The organism is Tissierella sp. P1, from assembly GCF_002266425.1.
GTDB classification, from domain to species: Bacteria; Bacillota; Clostridia; order Tissierellales; family Tissierellaceae; genus Tissierella; species Tissierella carlieri.
Genome location: NZ_NPMN01000001.1, coordinates 233,690 through 253,157, shown reverse-complemented (window position 1 = coordinate 253,157; position 19,468 = coordinate 233,690). Strand labels below are relative to the sequence as shown.

Below are 19,468 nucleotides of genomic sequence, written 5' to 3'. Positions count from 1 at the left end.
TTAGAACAATCCTGGAATATTCATTCCTCCAGTTAATTTGCTCATTTCCTTGCTCATCATTTCTTCTGCTTTTCTAAGTGCTTCATTAACAGCAGCTAAAACTAAATCTTGTAACATTTCTACATCTTCAGGATCTACTACTCCCTCATCTATTGTTATTGCTAATATCTCTTTCTTTCCATTTGCCTTGCAAGTAACAGCTCCACCACCAGCACTAGCCTCTACTTCTGCCTCTTCAAGCTGTGCTTGCATCTCCTCCATTTGTTTTTGCATTTTTTGCATTTGTTTCATCATATTACCCATATTTCCGCCCATTCCTGGGAATCCACGTTTTGCCATCTTAAATTCTCCTTCCTTATTTTATTTCTACTATATTTTCTCCAAAGAAGTCTATAACCTCTTTTATGGCTTTTTCTTTATTGTCTTTTTCTTCTTTTTTATCTATAGGTTTATCACCTATCATTGTGAATCTTACATCTATATTTTTCTTAAAATATGCTGAAATACCTTGATTCACAACATCTGCATTTGCAGGAGTGCTAATAGCTGCCCTATGAATTCCATAATCAGGTTTGTATCCTATTGTAAGCACATTTCCTGAATAACTAATAGGTTCACCTTCCATAAGTAATGCAAATACGTTGACTTTTATTGCTTTTATTGCTTGAAGTACATTTTGCCAGTCATTAACTATTGTCTCGAATTGCAGCTCTTTACCATCATCTATATATATTTCTTTTTTATTTTGTACTTCTTGCTGTTTATCTACTGTTGGCTTTTCTTTTTCAGTTTGTTCTTTTCTAATCTCAGCAGGCTTATTCCCATATGTCACAGACTCTTCTTTTAAAATTTTTTCAGTTTTTATACCCTGTTCAAGTCTTTTTACTCGTTCTTCCAATGAAAGTTCTTCTTCTAGTTTTGTCAACTGTATAGATGCCATTTCAAGGATAACCCTAGGTTGAGTAGACCATTTAGCCTTTTCGTCTGCTTCCACCAGTATATCTAACCCCCTCAATATAAAACCTATACTAATATTTTTGCTCTGGCTTAAATATTTATTTAATGATTCCTCGTCTATATCAATTAAATCAACTGGGTTCTTTGATGTTTTAATTATCATTAAATTTCTAAAATGATTTATTAAATCCTTGATAAACTGATGAATGTCCTTACCGTTTTGAATAACTTCATCTATTGATTGTAGCACATCTTCCAGATTTTTATCTATTATATTTTGTACAATATTCAGTATCATATCTGTATTTACTATTCCTAAAATACTAATTGCATCTGAGTAAGTAATTTCACCACTTCCAAAGGATACACATTGATCAAGTAAACTTAGAGCGTCCCTCATTGCCCCATCGGAATTCCTTGCTATTAAATTTAGTACCTTATCTTCTACATCAATACTTAAGGTGCTACAGATATTTTTCATATTCTCTATTATATCTTTTGTTGTAACTCTTTTAAAATCAAATCTCTGACATCTGGAAAGGATTGTTTGAGGTAATTTTTCAGGCTCAGTAGTAGCTAGTATAAATATCAGATGTTTAGGAGGCTCTTCAAGGGTTTTTAGTAGTGCATTAAATGCCTCTGGAGTGAGCATGTGAACCTCATCTATTATATATACTTTATATTTCGTCCTAGCTGGGGGATATATTACTTTGTCCCTTAACTCCCTTATATCATCTATTCTTCTATTACTAGCAGCATCCATTTCTATAACATCCATTATACTTTCATCTAGTATTCCCTTACAGATTTCACATTCATTACATGGATTACCGTCTCTTGAGTTTAAACAGTTAACTGCTCTAGAAAATATCTTAGCTGTAGAGGTTTTTCCTGTTCCCCTAGTACCTGAAAACAAGTATGCATGACCAATATTTTCCTTTTGTATTTGATTTTTTAATGTAATTGTTATATGTTTTTGACCTAAGACTTCATCAAAGGTCTTTGGTCTATACTGTCTATATAAGGCTTGATACATATTTTCACCCACATTTATATTAATTATATTATATATTATAACAGAAAAGAGGTATATTTACACTAAATTAATAATTTTACATTTTGGAGATTACATTATCTTAATTATTTTCCTTTAAACTAAAGGTTGACTTATTAAAGCATTTCAAGTATAATATATTTCTGTAGTGTATAATATTGTTTTGTAGAGCAAAAATCATGGAGAGATGGTTGAGTTGGTCGAAGGCGCTCGCCTGGAAAGCGGGTAGACGTGAAAGCGTCTCGAGGGTTCGAATCCCTCTCTCTCCGCCATTAGAAATTTTTGCCGTGCTAGATGGGGAGGTAGCGGTGCCCTATAACCTGCAATCCGCTATAGCAGGATTGAATTCCCAGTTTAGGCATCTCTGTTGTGAGGTCTGCCCCAAATAAGTGGCAGTGACGATTGGGTCCTGCGCAACGGAAACTCATGAACCCCGTCAGGTCCGGAAGGAAGCAGCGGTAAGTGAATCTTTTCGTGTGCCGTAGGGAAGCCTGATTTGAGTTAACTGTTTGGGTAACGCTTGGAACAGGATTGCCAAAGCTGGGTGCACGGTTACATAAAACAAAATCTGTGGTATATATACCACAGATTTTTTATTTCTATCCTTGAAAAATCTTTCCTGACTTTATATTATGTTCCTCAAGATTTCCCTTTCCATAAGTAAGTCCTGATACTATATTAGGTTCTTCTTTCAATTCTAATCCTTTAAAGCCTATATATATTGGATTTATTACATCTATAGCCTTTCTAAAAAAGGTTGGGTCTTTCTTTATCTGAGCCTCAGTTATCAGTTTATTCGTATATAGATAAAGAGATCTAAGGTTTGTGGATAACTCATCTTTTTCTCTAAATGTTACTAACAATTCCGTTAATATATCACGAGAATTGTTGATAAGTATACTTAATTTATCATTATTCTTTTCTTCTATAGCTTGTAATGATTCTTCAAATCTTTCCATCAATCCTTCATGTAATAAAGCTATTAATCCCCAATCATTTGTTGACATTACCTTTTTTTCTAGAGTAATGCATTCCATTTACTGTCACTCCTATCTTTGTAGTAGTTGAAGCACCGTTTGCGGCAATTGATTTGCTTGACTTAGCATTGATGTACCTGCCTGTTGTAATATATTAAGCTTTGTAAATTCACTCATTTCCTTCGCCATATCTAAATCTTCTATTCTGGATTTAGATGCAGTTAGGTTTTCCGCTGTATTATCTACATTTCTTATGGTGTGTTCAAGTCTGTTTTGAATTGCACCGAGTTTGGAACGCATGGAGGATACTCTTTCTATGGCATTATTGTAAATCGTAACGGCTTTTTCAAATTCTGTTGACTTTAAATTACCAGTTTCAACTTCAAATTTTCCACTACCTAAATTCTTAATGATACTCGTTTCAATATTTAATTCTCCAGAGCCAGTTCCTACAATTATATTAATATCTCTCATATCTATCTCAATATATTGATTCTCGTTAGCTCCTATTTGAAGTCTTAGTCCTGATGTACCTGATGGATTCTCTCCATTTAGCAACTTTATGCCATTGAACTCTGTATCTCTTCCTATCATGTTAATCTGCTCAGTTAATTCCCTCATCTCATTTGCTATAGCATCTAGATCATCCTCTTCATATACTCCATTAGCCCCTTGTACGCTAAGCTCTCTCATTCTTTGAAGCATTTCATGTACTTCATTTAGTGCACCTTCTGCTGTTTGTATGCATGACACTCCATCTAATGAATTCCTTGAAGCTTGTCTCAGCCCTCTTACTTGTGCTTCCATTTTTTGTGATATAGCAAGACCTGCTGCATCATCTGATGCCCTATTAATTCTCTTACCTGATGAAAGTCTTTCTAAAGATTTTTGTAAACTATCTGTGTTTACATTTAATAGCCTATGTGTATTTAATGCTGGTATATTATTATTGATTCTCATGGTTTTTATCCCCCTCAAATTTATTTGTATTTTCTATAAATGATATTACTTCTCCTAATATTTGAAACATTTCCTTAGGTAATTTATCAATTCTTTCTTCCATAGATTCCAGATTCAAGTCTATATCTTGATTTAATATATCTGTTGTATATGCCTTTTCAATATGCTTTCGTGATATTAGTCTTTTTTTTCATAATATCACCTGCTTATCTAAGCTATATCCCAAATTCTCCAGACCCTTATCTAGAGAATCTAAATTATTTCTCAAGGCAGTTCCTTCTTCATCTATATTGATTTGAACTTCTCTAGATTTTACATTGAGTTCAATACTTACCGACCCTAGATTATCAGTTTCAAGACTGATGAAGAATTTCATATTATTTTTATCAATGCCTTTTTGAATATCGGGCACTATGATACTTAAGCTCTTGTATTCATTACCTATTTGTATAGGCAATTGAAATACCATATCCTTTTTTGATATTTTTGATTGTATATTTATATATTCTTCCTCTTTTGACTCTTCTCTTTTATTTGTATCAAAAGAGTTACCTGAATTACTTAAAGAACTCATCAGCTCTTTATAATCATCTTTGAAACCAGAATCTCCACTTTTAATAGATGTGGATATTTTTTCTTTAAGTAACTCTATACCTTCTTTAAACTCTTCCCTATATTTTGAATTATTAGATTCAGTCACGTCCTTTAGGACATTAACTAATCCCTTTTCTCCATTTAAGAAAGAATTTATATCTTTAATTTCTTTCAAAGTCATGGGAATATGATTCCTCATAATAATCGGTATTATCTTTTCCTCATTTCCCTTGATCTCTTTTATTTCCTTGGTCATTTTCTGGCTTTCTTTATACCTGTTTACCTTCTTCTCTATATAATTATTCAATTCATTAAGCGGCATATGTTCCAAGGTTTGACCATCTTTAATACTTTCTTTTACCATATTAATAGTTAAATTATTCCTTGCCCTAAGATATTCTTCAAATATTAGCCCCTCGTATACTTTATCGACTGAGGCAAAGGTTTCTTGACTTGTAGTTATTTCCTTCTCAGCCATAAATAAACTATCTAATGTAATGGCATTATATTTCTTGGATGCAAGGGATACTGTATTTACATTTAAATTGTCTCCTAATGTACTCAATATATCAGATATATGAACAGCCTTATCTAGGGTTTTCTGCTCTATACTTAACCCACTCTCTATACTAGTATCTATAATTTCTTTTATGGACTTTAGTGTAAAATCTTCTCCATTTTTTATTAACATTAACAGGTCTTTATCTTTAATCTTTCCTAGAACCTCTAAGTCTTTTCTTATGTCTTCTATTTTTTTATTATCTATAGGGTTCTCTATTTCTTCATTATTTTTTTCTTTTTTCAATTCTTCTACTAATTGATTTATAGGTTCTTCCAATGGATTAATATCATTTTCATTTAGCCTAATTATTTCTTCATGTCCCAGTAAATCTATTAACTCTTTTACAGCCTCTTTCATGGCAATTATCTTATTATATTTTTCTTCATCCATTACCATATCATTTACTATAAACTCTCTTAAAATATTGATATTTCCTATACTATCTTCTAAACCTAAATCAGTTAATATTTCTTTTAATCCATCTATAGTTGTTTCTTCTGCTACAGTAAAGACTTCAAAGCTTTTTGCTGCCATATTATTATCTATATTGGTTACAGTATAGGAATTATTTAGTTTGTATAGATTATTTACATTAAATGATATATCCTCATCCAGCATCTTAATGTATACGCTATCCTTTAATCCCTTTAGATTGTGTAACTTTGACATTATTTCAATGGTTTTATCTATATTCTCCCTTGTAATTGGAATCTTTTCTTTATGCAAAGCTATTATTGTATCATATACATCCTTTCCCATCTTCTGACCATAGATTTCTTTTGATATTGCTTCAGCTTCTTTATAAGTAAGATCTTTTTCTAGTCTTAAAAATCGCCTCAGGGAAAAAGCTGATTTTTCTCCTTTTATTGCTTCTAATGCTTGAGCTATTTTTTGGAGGCTTTCTCCTTCCAAATCCACCCCTCTATCTACAAGCTTTACAAATGAATTAGTATCTATGCCTTCTATTATTTTATTTAAATATTCCTTTGACTTTATATAGGAATCCACATTTCCTTTAGTAATTGGTATTCCACTATTAAGCAGAAACTCTACCATCCTAATATTTTCTTCTGTATATTCTAAGCCTAGTTCTCTAATGATATCTGATACTTTTCTTGTTTGTTTCTCTTCTTTTACTGTTTCTTCCTTTTCTTCTACTTTGGCAGCAACTATATTTTCCTTTTCAACTATTACATTATCTCCTAAACTTGCTACTATTTCTTCTTTTAGTCTTATAGAATACTCTACTGTTTTGTTATCTATGGTTTTTTCAATCTTTACATCCTTACCATTTTTCTCTACAAGTACTCCTTCTATATCATAGGGAAGAGTAGGGGTAATTCCATAGCTATTTATTATATTGTCTTTATTACTTGTCTTCAATATTTCCATTGAATTCTTTCCTTTCATAAATACGTTGAATAACTAATAATCAAAAAGATTAAAAGACCTTAATCTCTACCTAAAACTATTTACTAGGTAAACATACTAAGTGATGTACACAAAATTGAAAATCACAATTTTGGTACCCTGCTTATATTCACTTTTAACTATTCGCTACCTTATTTATCGTCATTTCATCCAATTTTCTTAAGGGACTTATTATTCATTTTAATATTTCTGCCGATAATATATAATAGAGAAGGCAGGAGGTGTCATCATGAATAAAATTAACAAACTTGGTATGGAAAATATTTCACCTATTGAAATTTCAAGGGCTGTAGATAAAAAAGCTGTAAAGGACACTTTTAAATTGAAATTAAATGAGTTAGAACAAGATCAGATTAGAACTGAGCTAAAATCCTTATATGATAAAATCGAGACTCAATCTAATAAATTATCTAATAAATTATTTATAGATGATTTAATTCAATATAAAAAGCTAGTTAGAGAATTTTTGAATATAACTGTAAAGAATTCTCATATATTTTTCAAGGAAAATTCCCTAGATAGACGTGGACGTCATAGAATTTATTCATTAGTTAAAAAGGTAGATCAAGAACTAGATGAATTGACACAGGAGTTTTTGGATCTGGAAAATAAAAGAATTAATATATTGAAAAGATTAAACGATATTCAAGGAATATTAATGGATATAATGACCTAGTTATAATAATCTTATAAGATTATTTAGCATAAAAAACAGGAGGTAATTAAAAAATGTTTATTTCAACACTACGCAACAAAATCAATGTACTATTTGGACTACCATTCGCTATTTTACTTGTTATTATGAGCCTCTTAATTTACTCCCAGGTCAGTAATACCATCATTCCACTAACAGAGGATATGACTACTGAAATAGTAGTAGCTAGATCAGGTGAAATAACACAATGGATTCAAGGAAATAGCCATGAAATTAAGGCTATTGCTTCGGATGAAATTATTAAGTCTGGAGATTTAGAAGCTATAAAGCAATATTTGAAGTATCGAAATTCGTATTTAAGAGAAGACTTTTTATTAATGTGGTTTGCCGATTTAAATGGGGATTTTTATACCACCACAGGTCATAGTGGAAATATTCGACAGAGAGAGGATATAAAGGCAATATTCGATGACAAGAAGGATGTATATATCTCTAATCCTATGATTTCTGAAGTAACTAAAGAGCCTATTGTAGTAATAGCCCATTCTGTATTAGATGATAGAAATAATTTAATCGGTGCTTTTGCTGGGGTAATAAAAATTGACAAACTTACTGAAATAGTTGAGGCGATTAATGTTGGTAATGATAGCTTCGGTATGATTGTAGATGGCTCTGGATTAATTATCGCTCATCCCGATGACGAAGTAAGGTTAAAACTTAACATCTCAGAACTTAGTAGTTCTGGATATAAGAACACTGATGGCTTATTTGAGAAGATGCAGGCTGGACAAGCCGATAACCATATCTATACAGATACAAATGGAGTTAAAAGCAATTTAATTTTTTCATCTATTGAGAGTACTCCTAATTGGAATATCGCTGTTAAAATTCCCGTTAGTGAACTACATGCAAAATCTAATCACATTTTAAAAACTATTATTATATTGATATCATCTATTATATTACTAGTAATCCTTATGGTATATTTATTATCAAATGCAATATCTAAGCCTATTATTCAAGGATCTAATTTTGCAAAACAAATTGCAGGTTTAGATGCTTCGGATAATTTACCAGACAAGTTAATTAAGAGAAATGATGAAATAGGAATATTGGCAAATTCATTGCAATCTATTACAAATAGCTTAAGAGAGTTTATCAATACAGTAGGCAGCTCTGCAGATCAAGTGGCTACCGCATCACAAGTATTAGCAAGTACTTCCGAACAATCATCCATAGCTTCTGAGGAAGTATCAAAAACCATAGAGCAAATAGCTGAAGGTGCAACAGAACAAGCTATAAATACAGAAGAAGGCGCAAAGAAAACTGATGAATTAAATAATATTATAGAAGAAGAACTTGTCTACATGGAAAAGCTTGTCTCCCAAGCTGACAAGGTTATGAAATTAAAAGATGATGGTGAGTCCATTGTTTCAGAATTAATAGATAAAACTAGATCAAGTAGCGAAGGTATACAAAAAGTGTATAATGGAATTATTGAAACAAATAATAGTACTTTGAAAATACAGTCTGCTAGTCATGTAATACAAAGCATTTCAGAGCAGACAAATCTATTAGCCTTAAACGCCGCTATAGAAGCAGCTAGGGCTGGTGAGGCTGGTAAAGGATTTGCTGTAGTAGCTGAGGAAATAAGGAAATTAGCAGAACAATCTAATAAGTCTGCTGGTGAGATTGAATCTATAGTTAATAGTTTACAGACTAATTCTCGTGTTGATGTAGATATAATTACAGAGGTTTCAGCAATTACAAAAGAACAAGGGTCTAGTGTAGAGATGACTAGGGAAATTTTTAGTGTAATAGCTAAAGAGCTTGAAGTAACAAAGGAAATAATAAATGAATTGGGAGCTATTGGTGAGTCCATGGGAAGTAGTAAGGATGAAATAATTAACATTCTTCAAAATTTATCTGCTATTGCTGAAGAAAATGCGGCAGCTACTGAAGAAGCCTCTGCTTCTACAGAAGAACAAACAGCTTCCATGGAAGAAATCTATAGTGCTAGTAATAGTATGGCAGATTTAGCTCAAGAATTGAAAAGTTTAGTTTCTAAATTTAAAATTAACTAATTTTTTCAGATAATTGATTTGAATATTTTATATAAACATGGGTATATTCTCTTATAGAGAGAATATAATGACGGTTTTTATACTCTTCCCTAAATAGAAGGAGGAATTACTATGGAAGATATGTTAAAGAAAGTTTTTTTGGCTGGTATTGGTACCTTAGCTTTAACTTATGAAAAAGCTAATGAAATGGTAGGAACACTAGTGGAAAAAGGTAAAATCACTGTAGATCAAGGTAAAGAATTAAATGAAGAATTGAAAAGAGTTATAAACAATAAAGAAACTACTAAAAACGATAAATCTGATTTAAAGGAAATATTAAAAGAGTTAAATCTAGCTACTAAAGAGGATATAGCTAATTTAGAGTTAAGAATTAACAATTTAGAGAAAAACCATTAGTTTGGGGGGAGTAAATACCTTGATTTTTTCAAGGTATTTTTCAATATGGAAAATAATTATACTAAACTACGATTTAAAGAGATTATTTCTGTAGCAATTAAACATGGATTTAAAAACGGAATTGGAAATCCTAAAGAATTAAGGGTAGTCTTAGAGGAATTGGGACCTACCTTTATTAAAATTGGCCAAATATTGTCTACACGGCCTGATATATTACCTAAAGAATATATAATAGAATTAGAAAAACTTCAAGATAGTGTAAAGCCTGAGGATTTCAGCGTAATGAAAAAAATTATTGAAGCAAACTTAAAGAGAAGTATATCCGACGTATTTTTAGATTTCGAAACTACCCCTTTGGCCTCTGCTTCTTTAGCTGAAGTTTATTTGGCAAGGTTAAAAACAGGGGAAAAAATAGTGTTAAAGGTTCAACGCCCTTTTGTAAGGGAAAAAATTCTAGCCGATATCAATATTTTAAAGAGATTATCACCTTTTATTAAATTTACAACAAAAAATGAAGTCCTTGATGTTAAAGAAGTTATTGAAGAAATTAAAATTGCTACAGAAAGGGAACTGGATTTTTTAAATGAAAAGGAAAATATCAAGAAATTTAGTTCAAATAATAAAGATATAAAATATATCAAGGGTATTGTTGTTTATGAAAAATATTGTACTTCTAATATGATAGTAATGGAATTTATTGGTGGAATAAAAATAGATAATATTTCTACTTTATTAGCAGAGGGTTATGATACTAGTGAAATTGCTAAGAAGCTTACTTATAATTATTTTAAGCAAGTTTTTGAAGATGGATTCTTCCATGCAGACCCCCATCCAGGAAATATTTTAATTCATAATAATAAGATTGGGTTTGTTGACTTCGGGTTGATGGGTTGCTTAGATTTAGGAATTAAAAAGAAGTTTAACTCATTTTTAGAAGGGGTCGCCACTAACAATATCGATCTAATGACTAGTTCCATCCTAAGTATTGGTATTAAAAAACATGAAGTTGATATAAATAAACTTTATCAAGATATAAATTTGATTTACAATACATATATAGAAGAATCAATATACAGATATGACTTAGCCCAAATTTTAGAAGAAGTCATAGTTGTTTGTAAAAAGAATAATATCCTTATGCCTAAAGATGTTATTTTACTAGCAAAAGGGATTTTAACTTTGCAGGGAGTTTTAGCTAAGATAGATAAAGACTTAAATATTATGGATATTGCTCTTCCTTATTTCAAAAATAAAATAATAGAAGATAAATTAAAAGACTATGACTTAACCTTATTAGGCAACAAAATTTTCTCCGCCGGAAAGGCCTCTTTAGATTTACCTTTAAAGCTTTCACAAATTATTGATAGAGGGTTGCAAGGCAGATTAAAATTAAACTTACAGTTTAAAAATTCTGATGAAAACTTAAATGAAATTAATAAAATGGTAAATAGAATTATCTTCTCTGTTATTGTGGCAGGACTGCTAGTTAGCTCTTCCTTAGTCATAAATGCTAATGTTGGATTAAAAATTTATGGTATATCTGCAATAGGTATTGTAGGCTATTTAGGTGCTGGATTAGCTGGTTTTTTACTTCTAATCTCAATATTAAAATCAGGAAAATTATAAAGCTAAACAAAATAAATTCCCTTTTTTGGTATCGATCCAAATTAAGGGAATTTTTTATAAAAAAGCTTCTAAAGGAACATCAGATGTAGATATAGTTCTATTGAAGAGAAAGAAGCTACAGTGATTATTACATTTTACGATGGCAAAAGTATTTATAATTTAGAAAAGAATTAATCTGACAATATTGTAAGATACAAATCTAGTTTGAAAGGGAAATCAATAGGATGATTTCCCTTATTTTATATAGTATAACATGAACTAATAAAGAAAGGGGATAATACTTTGGAAATATTAAGAACTGAAAATCTTACAAAAACCTATGGAATGGGTGATACAAAGGTCACTGCATTGGATAATTTAAATTTGACAATAAGCCAAGGACAATTTGTTTCAATAATTGGATCAAGTGGATCAGGAAAATCAACACTCCTGCATATGTTAGGGGGAGTAGATCGCCCTACAAAAGGAAAAATATATATCGAGGACACTGATATTTCATCAATGGATGAAACTAAATTAGCTTTATTTCGACGACGAAAAGTAGGATTAATCTATCAGTTTTACAATCTTATTCCCACATTAAATGTAGAAAAAAATATATTATTACCCATGCTGTTAGATGATATAAAACCTAAAAGAGAAGAATTTGATAAGATTGTACAAATGCTTGGTTTAAACGAAAGGCTTAATCATCTACCAAATCAACTTTCAGGAGGTCAGCAACAAAGAGTCGCCATAGGACGATCATTAATTTATAAACCCTCCATTATTCTAGCAGATGAACCTACTGGAAATCTTGATAAAAAAAATTCGGAAGCTACTCTTGAGATGTTAAAGCTTTCAAATAAGGAGTATAATCAGACTATTTTGTTGATCACCCATGACGAAAAAATTGCATTGTCAGCAGATAGAGTGATTACAATCGATGATGGCAGAATTGTGTCAGATGAGGTGATTAAGTAATGAAGATTATGAGCGAATATACATATCACCATGTAAAAAAGAATAAGCGGCATACAATTTCTATACTAATTGCTATTACAATTGCTTCCGCATTGCTATGTTCACTAAGTATATTTCTACATTCTATATGGGAGACAAAAATATCCTCAACAATTGAAAAGACAGGTTATTGGCATGGGGAATTATGGCATTCTATATCTGGTGATAAATTAAAATATATAACAGAAAATCCTGAAGTTGAAACCACAATGATTAAAGGAACTTGGGTTACTGCTAAACTTTCCAATACAAAACGCCCGTATCTATTAATGAGAGATGCAGATACAAATTTTTGGTTGGATATGAGTTTAAAAAATACTCTTACGGAAGGTAGAATTCCTAAAGAATCTGGAGAAATTGTTGTATCAAAATTATTCTTCTTGGATAATCCTTCGTATAAAATTGGTGATAAGTTGACTCTTCCCATAGGTAATCGTATATTGGGTAGTGAACTAATTGAAACTCAATCTCACGAGCAATCAGGTGAGGCTTTTAAGACAACAGGAACTAAGACCTATACCATAGTTGGAGAATTAGATATTTCTAGCACTTCTGCCTACCCCGGATATATTACCATGGGTTACTTGGATGCTTCGCATATTCAACCTGAAGATGAACTTACGGTCTATATGCGTTTGGTGAAACCTCGTAAAATCTATGAAACATTACCAGAGATTGCTAGATCTACAGGATTAACTAAGGATGAATATGGACAGTATGGAGTTAGGTATAATACACATCTATTAGATTTATATGGGATTAGCGATAAAGGTAATACAAACATTCAGCTCATTATGGTTCTATTAATGGCAATAATAATGACCTTACTAGTTATGGGGGCATTTATTCTTATTATCTATAATGCCTTTTCTTTATCTGCTAACAGCAGGATTAAGGAACTAAGTATTTTAAAAAGTTTAGGAGCAACTCCAAGGCAGATTAGGTATTCTGTTCTCTATGAAGGACTTTTGCTCTGGATTATTCAATTACCAATTGGTATCATGATAGGATATCTATTTAGTCATATAGTGTCTTCTAGAATTAATGAAATTCTTAGTGTTACAGAAAATTATAGCAATATATATGTTTCCTTCTCATGGATAGTAGTAGTTTTTTCTATCACCATATCATTGATTACTGTTTTAGTTTCAGCATATATTCCAGCGAGAAAAGTGTCGAAAGTATCAGCTATTGCTGGGATACGTCAGAATAGTACTAAAGTAAAATTGAAAAAACAAAAATTCCACTTAATAATCAAAAAAATATTTGGTATAGAAGGCGAACTAGCAAACGCACAATTTTCAGCTAACAAAAGGACTTTACGTACGGCTATCCTATCTCTTTCAATGTGTTTCATCTTAGTATCGGGGTATATTAACATTATATCTATCTACAATTTAGCCAATTCTACGAATGAAATACCTAGTCATGATATGAAGGTTAATCTAGATATTATTGACGAGCCAAGTGATGAGATGATAAATGAAATTATTTCTCTTCCTGAAGTTAGGCACAGTGTAATTAGAAGACAGGTGCGCACTTCAACTTATGTAACATCAGAACAGGAGTCAGATGTTTTTGCTGAATCTGGAGGGTTTGCTGAGGTAAGCCACAAATATAATATATTGAGTGAAGAAGGAATGCATAGAGTTATAGTAAATCTAGTTGGATTAAGCGATAAATCATTTAAAAAGTATTGTGAAGAAATTGGTGTTGATGATGAGGCATATTATCAAGATAATGTGACAACAGGGATACTGTTAAATACCACATATCATGAACCAAATAATTCAAAAGCTGCACAAAAAATCCCATTATTAAATATAAAAAAAGGAAATGAGCTAGTTTTATGTGAAAAAGCAGAAAATCATATGAATACAAATTATAAATTTAATGTTCAAGTGGGAAATGTTACGGAGATTTCTCCTAGTGACCTAGAAATGCATAGATACAACTTAGCCTTTATAGTTCCTATGACAACCTATCAGCAAATAGCTAGTAATTTTATGCCAGATCGTATGCTTGAATACAGTGTAATGTCAATTGATTTATTGGTGGGTGATGAGGCTAGTCCACGTATGAAGGAAAAATTAACACAAATTTGTAGTTCCTATCTTGGATCTGATGATTTTAGGATATGGAGCCTATTAGAATATAAGAATCATGAAGAACTGGTCCAAAAAGCCGTAGGTATCAGTGTTTTTGCTGTAGCCTTATTGATTGGATTAATTGGTATTTTTAACGCTTTTTCTACCATTTCCAATAATCTTAGACTACGCAGAAGAGAATTTGCTATGCTTCGGTCAGTAGGATTAACACCAAAGGGATTAAATAAAATATTGATGCTAGAAGGCTTGTTCTTCGCATTAACACCAATTATTGTTAGTATCCCAATAGTATTATTTATTTGTTGGTATATGTTAAGATTAACTCCAATCACATGGTCTGAGTTTATATCTATCTTTCCAGCTGGACCAATTTTAATCTATGCCATACTTATAATTGCATCTATATTCTTGTCCTATGCCGTTTCTTCAACATCTGCTAAAAAAAGTAATATAGTAGAATCCATTAAAGACGAAATAGTATAATACTAGAACTTGTTATAAAAACCGGTAAATTGATGGTAATCAAATCCATCATCTACCGGTTTTTGTTATGATTTAATGCTTTCACGCTCTTTAATTCTTCGATGAAATGTATTATTTTAAGATTTAGATACTCCATTGATTATAAAGTAGTATCACCAGAATGAGTATTTACAACACGAAGCAAGTTTTGACACTATAATTAAGTTTTTTAGCAATACTAAGTAATATTTAAGGGTAGTTGTAATTTACAGGAAAATCTCAGCGAACTTTACCTATGGCACCAATGATTATTTCCTTATATCCATTAATATCATTTACACTCAGCATAGGTATTTTCCAATATTTTATATATTTAGTAGGCACTAATAAGGATATGACTGAAGCATTGCCCGGTACAATTCCAGGGGATCTAACCACTTCATGTAAGCTATTGGACATAAAAGTAACTCCCCCAGCATCCTCACTAATAAGCCTTGCCATATCCGCAAGTATTTCAACCTTATCCGTAGAATCATCTACTATCTTTAACTCTTCTGCCAATTTAATAATTTTATTAGCAAAATCCACCGTAGCTTTTGCCAGCTGTCCTTCTTCTTGAGGAAGTGAATTCGTAAAATATATATAAGGAAGCTCAGCCTCTTCTGCGGCCTTAGATAATACTTTAGCTAGGAATAAATTATCAATTCCTTCTTGAGCACGGAATAAAAAAGTAAGTTCTTCAATATTATCAGATGCCTTTGGTATATATGCTTTACTTTCTACAATAATAGTAGGAATATTATCGATTCCAATGCTTTTCATCAATTCCCCTTTCACTCCAATGGCAGTATTACCTTCATTATCTTCATTAGGCCCTATTCCACCTTCAGAACCGTTAATATTTAATAGCAGCGAAACAGGAATCCCATTAATGTCAGCAATCATTCCAGCCATTTTATCAATTCTTCCAGAATATTTTTGAGAAGTTATATGAACCTTATTAGGATTCTTTTTATAAAAAGAATCCAATACTGCTAATGCTATGGCTCCTTGTAAAGCAACTGGAGTCTCCATAACACCTTGACCATACATACGTCCAAAGGCTTTTATTGCCGTTCTTTGTGTATATATCCCATCTTCATCAATAGCTCTATCCATTAACTCTAATTCCATAGGTGTTATGCCACGGCGACAAAATGTTCTTCCAATTCCTCCCTCATAAGTCTCTACTACTATATCTCCCTTTAAGAGATCTCCTTTTATATATTTTATACGTGTGTCTACCTTTAAAATTTCTCTCATTAATGAAGCAACTACTGCAAACCCTGCAGAATCATCCTGAACGAAAGAACTATGACTATGTACATGTCCTACGCCTACATGTCCTACAATGGCAATTTCACTTTTAGTTTTTTCTGAAATAGTAATAGTATAATCTTTCATAACTTTGTCCTTCATCATTATTTTTATTTTACAGCAAATTTTGCATCATAAACTAACTTTCCATCTACATAAGTTTTAACTACTTTTGTATCAAGAATATCCTCTTCACAGGATAAATTAAATAAATCTTTATCCAATATAATGAAGTCTGCCAACTTATCCTTAGTAATTGTCCCCTTGATATTTTCTTCATTAGAGGCATATGCACCTTCAACAGTATAAGCATATATCGCTTCATACATACTCAATTTTTCATTAGGCAAATATACTTTCTTCTGATTTCCATTAATATTCTTTCTTGTTACAGCAGTATATATATTAGCCATAGGATTAAAAGACTCCACTGGACAGTCCGTCCCAAAAGGTATATGAATGCCTTTATCCATCATAGTTTTCCATGCATAAGAAGTCTGGGCTAAATCATGACCTACTCGATCAATAACTATATTCATATCATAGTCAATGAAAATAGGTTGAATAAAAGCCAATACATTTAATTCTTTAAATCGCTCTAATATTTCTCCATCGGTAATTTGACAATGAACAATTCCATGTCGTATATGATTCTTGGGATTTTTCTTCTGTGCCTTTTCAATGGCATCTAATGACATCTCTATGGCCCTATCACCTATGGCATGTATAGCTACTGGACAATTATTTTCATGAGAAATCATTACCATATTATCTAAATCTTCTTGTGTAAATATCTCTAATCCTCTAGTTGATGTGTCATCTGCATATGGATTTCTCAATGCTGCTGTACGAGCTCCTAGGGATCCATCACTCAATAATTTTATAGAAGTTATACGATATCTATTGGTCCCCCACCCTGCAGCATAACCTTTTTTAAAGAATTCTTCAAGGGATGGAGGATTCTCAAATAAGCATTGTTCTCCTATACGAACCTTTAATTGTCCAACTTTCTCTAGTTCCTCAAAAGCTTGAAAAAGCAAATCATAATCCCTGCTCGGCATATACCCGACATCATCTGTTTGTACTGAGGTTAAACCTGCTGATAATAATCTCTCCTGTGCAGCTACAATGATTTCTTTAGTATTTTCTAAATTCAAACTAGAAATCTTAACTTTAATTCTTTCTAAAAGGCTCTCTTTAATAACTCCATTTGGTTCTCCATTAGGTAATAATTCTACTAAATCCCCATATTCTTTTGCAGTTTCTTTATTTAGACCAATTTCCTTCATAGCAGCAGTATTAAGTACTCCTATATGAAAACATGCCCGCATAATAATAGTAGGTACATCACCTGTTATCTCATCTAAATCGAATTTATTAGGAAATCTTTTTTCGTCCTCAAAGTAATCTTGATTCCATCCTTCACCTTCAAGCCAATTTCTGTCTTCTTTCTTTCTATTCTCCATTGCAGATTTTATACGAGCTCTAATTTCATTTATACTAGTAGTTCCAACTAAATCAATACTTCGTAAGCTCTTAGCAAGATGTATAAAATGCATATGAGAATCATTTAGACCCGGAATAACTAGACATCCTTCCAAATCAACCTCTTTCTTTGCATCTCCGTGTTCCTTTAGATATTCATAAGCACCATCTTGCGTTCCTACATATGCAAATTTATTTTCATTTATGACCATTGCCTCGGCTTGAGGCAATGTAGAATCCATAGATTGTATGTTACCATTCTTAAATAGTATCATTACCTAATCCCGCCTCCCTTTTATTCTTTTTATCAAAATATATATAAACTAAAGCTCCTAAAGCTGGAACTATAAAGCCAATTAATGCAGTAACTGGATCTTCAACAAATGTATTAATCATTAGTCCAGCAAATATTAAAACTGTTATTATTACTGTGATTGGATATCCCCATACCTTATAAGGTCTATCTAAAGAAGGAAATCTCTTTCTATAAATAAACACGGCTAAAATACATAAAACATTAAAAAACATCCCTATAAAGACTACCATTGATGTAAGTTGATCAAGACTTCTCGATAGTACTAAAAGAACTGAAATAATACATTGTCCAATTAAAGATGCGGTTGGAACCTTATATTTAGGATGTAATTTTTTATAACTCTTGAAGAAGTGACCCTCTTCAGCCATTGCATAATATGTTCTTGAAAAGGTTAAAATCATTCCATTAAGTGAACCAAACATAGAAACAACCATACCTAAAATAACGATTATTCCTCCAACATTACCGAAAATAGTCTTGGCAACTTCAGTACCAAGGTAAAAGTCTCCACTATTAATCATAGAAACCACCTTCTCATGTGGTAACACTTTATAAATAGAGTAGTTAAATAATGTATATAAAATCGTAATTCCACCGATAGCAATAATTAAAGAAAGAGGTAAATTTTTCTTAGGGTTTTTCATTTCTTCTGCTACAGTATTTAAGTTTGTCCAACCTTCATAGGCCCATAACGTAGCAACTGTAGCAAAGGCTATCATTCCTATTATACTACTAAGTGTAACTATATTTCCACCAGCTGGAATAAGACTAAGATTAGGGGTTTGCCTACCAAATATTAAAGCTCCACCCATAATCAATATAATAGGTATCAATTTGGCAATCATTGAAAGGTTTTGTAAAATAGAACCTTTTTTAACGCCAAAATAATTATAAGCCGTAAGCATAACTATTAATCCAATAGCTATTACTTTAATAGCAATATCACTAAGATCAAAGAAAGCTCTTAATGCTGTTGGTAGTGCTATAGCAACAGCTGAAATAGACCCTGCTCCACTGATAAGCCAGCTTCCAAAACCATACATAAATCCAACCACAGGATGATAAGCTTCGTTCAAGTAAACTACCATTCCACCTGCTACAGGACGGGATGCTCCTAATTCGGCGAAACAGAGACCTCCAAGTAATGAAATTAATCCTCCTATTATCCAACATAGTAATGAAAGTCCCATACTCATACCTGTTCGCTGCATAACATAGGAGCCTAGATAGAAAATGCCAGATCCTATCATAATACCACCTATAATACTTACACCACCAAAAACACCTATCTCCTGCCTAAATTTAGCATCATTTGCTTCACTTTCATTTAATTTCTGCTCTTTTTCCATGTATTTCCCTCCTATTATAATATTTCATAGCAATTTATATAATAATATAATTTGCTAAAATACTACTCTCTGACTTCTAATACATACTTAAAAT

At 31.8% G+C, this 19,468-nt stretch carries 14 protein-coding genes, 1 tRNA gene and 1 other RNA gene; 8 read left to right on the top strand and 8 right to left on the bottom strand.

Going from position 1 to position 19,468, the window contains the following annotated elements; genetic code table 11:
* Together CIW83_RS01170 and dnaX are read right to left on the bottom strand one after the other, a co-directional pair.
* Window positions 1-339, bottom strand: coding sequence for a YbaB/EbfC family nucleoid-associated protein (locus tag CIW83_RS01170; RefSeq protein ID WP_094898842.1), 339 nt, complete (start codon window positions 337-339; stop codon window positions 1-3).
* A 16-nt stretch (window positions 340-355) separates the two neighbouring features.
* Window positions 356-1,993, bottom strand: a complete 1,638-nt coding sequence (gene dnaX, locus CIW83_RS01165) for a DNA polymerase III subunit gamma/tau (RefSeq protein WP_094898841.1) — start codon at window positions 1,991-1,993, stop codon at window positions 356-358.
* Between the two features lie 199 nt (window positions 1,994-2,192).
* Here dnaX and CIW83_RS01160 point away from each other — a divergent pair.
* A tRNA-Ser gene (locus CIW83_RS01160) sits at window positions 2,193-2,283 on the top strand.
* Between the two features lie 13 nt (window positions 2,284-2,296).
* Window positions 2,297-2,563, top strand: an RNA gene (gene ffs, locus CIW83_RS01155) — signal recognition particle sRNA large type.
* A gap of 47 nt (window positions 2,564-2,610) precedes the next feature.
* Here the strand turns inward: ffs and CIW83_RS01150 are convergent.
* The 3 genes from CIW83_RS01150 to CIW83_RS01140 all read right to left on the bottom strand — a co-directional run bounded on the left by CIW83_RS01150 (window position 2,611) and on the right by CIW83_RS01140 (window position 6,496).
* Entirely contained in the window at window positions 2,611-3,048 is a 438-nt protein-coding gene (locus CIW83_RS01150) for a flagellar protein FliS (protein WP_094898840.1), read from the bottom strand.
* A gap of 12 nt (window positions 3,049-3,060) precedes the next feature.
* On the bottom strand, window positions 3,061-3,948 hold the full coding sequence (locus tag CIW83_RS01145; RefSeq protein WP_094898839.1) for a flagellin: 888 nt from the start codon (window positions 3,946-3,948) through the stop codon (window positions 3,061-3,063).
* A 190-nt stretch (window positions 3,949-4,138) separates the two neighbouring features.
* Window positions 4,139-6,496 carry a DUF6240 domain-containing protein gene (locus CIW83_RS01140; protein ID WP_094898838.1) on the bottom strand — a complete coding sequence of 786 codons (2,358 nt, stop codon included), beginning with the start codon at window positions 6,494-6,496 and terminating at the stop codon, window positions 4,139-4,141.
* A 268-nt stretch (window positions 6,497-6,764) separates the two neighbouring features.
* Here CIW83_RS01140 and CIW83_RS01135 point away from each other — a divergent pair, with 268 nt between their 5' ends.
* The 6 genes from CIW83_RS01135 to CIW83_RS01110 all read left to right on the top strand — a co-directional run bounded on the left by CIW83_RS01135 (window position 6,765) and on the right by CIW83_RS01110 (window position 14,889).
* Window positions 6,765-7,211, top strand: coding sequence for a YaaR family protein (locus tag CIW83_RS01135; protein ID WP_094898837.1), 447 nt, complete (start codon window positions 6,765-6,767; stop codon window positions 7,209-7,211).
* 53 nt (window positions 7,212-7,264) lie between these two features.
* On the top strand, window positions 7,265-9,274 hold the full coding sequence (locus CIW83_RS01130; RefSeq protein ID WP_201259618.1) for a methyl-accepting chemotaxis protein: 2,010 nt from the start codon (window positions 7,265-7,267) through the stop codon (window positions 9,272-9,274).
* 111 nt (window positions 9,275-9,385) lie between these two features.
* Entirely contained in the window at window positions 9,386-9,670 is a 285-nt protein-coding gene (locus tag CIW83_RS01125; protein WP_094898836.1) for a phasin family protein, read from the top strand.
* Window positions 9,671-9,715: 45 nt separating this feature from the next.
* A complete protein-coding gene (locus CIW83_RS01120; protein ID WP_094898835.1) occupies window positions 9,716-11,296 on the top strand; it encodes an AarF/ABC1/UbiB kinase family protein in 1,581 nt (526 codons plus the stop codon).
* 282 nt (window positions 11,297-11,578) lie between these two features.
* Window positions 11,579-12,259 (top strand): ABC transporter ATP-binding protein, encoded by a 681-nt coding sequence (locus CIW83_RS01115; RefSeq protein WP_094898834.1) that lies wholly within the window; start codon window positions 11,579-11,581, stop codon window positions 12,257-12,259.
* On the top strand, window positions 12,259-14,889 hold the full coding sequence (locus tag CIW83_RS01110) for an ABC transporter permease (RefSeq protein ID WP_094898833.1): 2,631 nt from the start codon (window positions 12,259-12,261) through the stop codon (window positions 14,887-14,889). The genes CIW83_RS01115 and CIW83_RS01110 overlap by 1 nt, the downstream gene beginning before the upstream one ends.
* 258 nt (window positions 14,890-15,147) lie before the next feature.
* Here CIW83_RS01110 and CIW83_RS01105 read toward each other — a convergent pair whose 3' ends face one another.
* The 3 genes from CIW83_RS01105 to CIW83_RS01095 are packed head-to-tail and all read right to left on the bottom strand — an operon-like array spanning window position 15,148 to window position 19,374.
* Window positions 15,148-16,311, bottom strand: a complete 1,164-nt coding sequence (locus CIW83_RS01105; RefSeq protein ID WP_094898832.1) for a hypothetical protein — start codon at window positions 16,309-16,311, stop codon at window positions 15,148-15,150.
* 23 nt (window positions 16,312-16,334) lie between these two features.
* A complete protein-coding gene (locus tag CIW83_RS01100) occupies window positions 16,335-17,984 on the bottom strand; it encodes an amidohydrolase (RefSeq protein WP_094898831.1) in 1,650 nt (549 codons plus the stop codon).
* Window positions 17,971-19,374 (bottom strand): APC family permease, encoded by a 1,404-nt coding sequence (locus CIW83_RS01095; RefSeq protein ID WP_094898830.1) that lies wholly within the window; start codon window positions 19,372-19,374, stop codon window positions 17,971-17,973. Before CIW83_RS01095 ends, CIW83_RS01100 begins: the two co-directional genes overlap by 14 nt.
* Between the last annotated feature and the right edge of the window lie 94 nt (window positions 19,375-19,468).